Source organism: Mesorhizobium sp. M1A.F.Ca.IN.020.06.1.1 (assembly GCF_004023265.1).
Lineage (GTDB): Bacteria > Pseudomonadota > Alphaproteobacteria > Rhizobiales > Rhizobiaceae > Mesorhizobium.
Genome location: NZ_RZSR01001269.1, coordinates 1 through 1348, shown reverse-complemented (window position 1 = coordinate 1348; position 1348 = coordinate 1). Strand labels below are relative to the sequence as shown.

The window sequence follows — 1348 nt, the reverse complement described above, 5'->3', positions numbered from 1 at the left end:
GATTGGAAAGCGATGAATAGCCGGTTCCAAAATCGTCCATCGCGACGCGGATACCAAGCGCCTTGACCTGCCGCAGGGTCGCCAGCGCCCGGGGCATATCCTTGATAAGGGCCGTCTCGGTCACTTCAAGCTCCAGCCGTCCGGCCGGAAGTCCCGAACGCAGCAGGATCTCGTGCACTTTGCGGCTGAAATTCGGGTTGTGGAGTTGCACCGCGGAGACATTGACGGCGATGGTCAGCGGAGTTTTCCAGCGCACGGCTTCCTCGCAGGACGTCGCCAGCACCCATTCGCCGATCTGGGCGATGGCGCCGCTGTCTTCGGCGACCGGGATGAAGACCGACGGCGGGATGTTGCCGCGCTCCGGATGATGCCAGCGGATCAAGGCTTCGAAGCCGATCATCTTGCCGCTGCTGATCTCCTTTTGCGGCTGATAGACCAGCCGGAACTCGCCGCGCGCAACCGCCTGGCGCAGATCGTGCTCCATGGCGCGCCTGTCGCGCGTCTCGGCACCCATCGAAGCCTCGAAATAGCGATAAGTGTCCTTGCCCTCGGCCTTGGCGCGGTAGAGCGCGGTGTCGGCATGGCTGACGAGCGCCGCCTGGTCGTCGGCATCCAGCGGGTAAAGAGCAATGCCGATGCTTGCCGACACCAGCTCGCCGCCGGGCGACAGTTGGCTTTCCTGGCGTAGCTTGGAAAGCACCGCCTCGGCGATACGGCCGGCGGCCTGCGGGTCGGGAAGGTTCGGCGCGATGATGGCGAATTCGTCGCCGCCGAGACGGGCGAGCATCTGCCCATGGCGGAGCACGCTCGACGCGCATTGCGCCACCCTTTGCAGCACGGCGTCGCCGGCGGCATGACCGAAGAGGTCGTTGACTTCCTTGAAGCGGTCGAGATCGAGAAGCATCAGCGCGAGCTGCCCGCCCTTGCCGCTCGCCGTGGCGATCTCGGCCTCGAGCCGGCTGGTGAAGCTGCGGCGATTGGCAAGCCCGGTCAGCGGATCGAAATGCGCCAGGCGAAGGATCTCCTGCTCGGCCTTCTTGCGCTCGCGCATGTCGCGGACGGCGACGACGTCGTGAGGCTTACCGCAATAGTCGATGCTGCGGGCGATCAGCTCGACCGGAATGCGGGTGCCGTCCTGGCTGCGCAGCTCGGCTTCCTGCGCCTGACCGCTGCCGCCGGCGATGGCTGAGGCAACGCGTTCGCCGAAGAGGTCGCCGAGCGTCATCACGTTCAGCGTGCCGGGCGCGATGCCGCTCAGCGCCGCGATGCTGTCGTTGGCGCTGACGATGCGGCTGCCGTCGCAAACGATCAGCCCCTCGACCGCCGCGTTGGCCAGGCCGTGCATGCG

General features: G+C 66.3%; 1 protein-coding gene. It reads right to left on the bottom strand.

Annotated elements, in window-relative coordinates; all coding sequences use genetic code 11:
• On the bottom strand, positions 1 to 1348 hold a 1348-nt coding region (locus tag EOA60_RS33165; protein ID WP_128312629.1), incomplete at both ends, for an EAL domain-containing protein.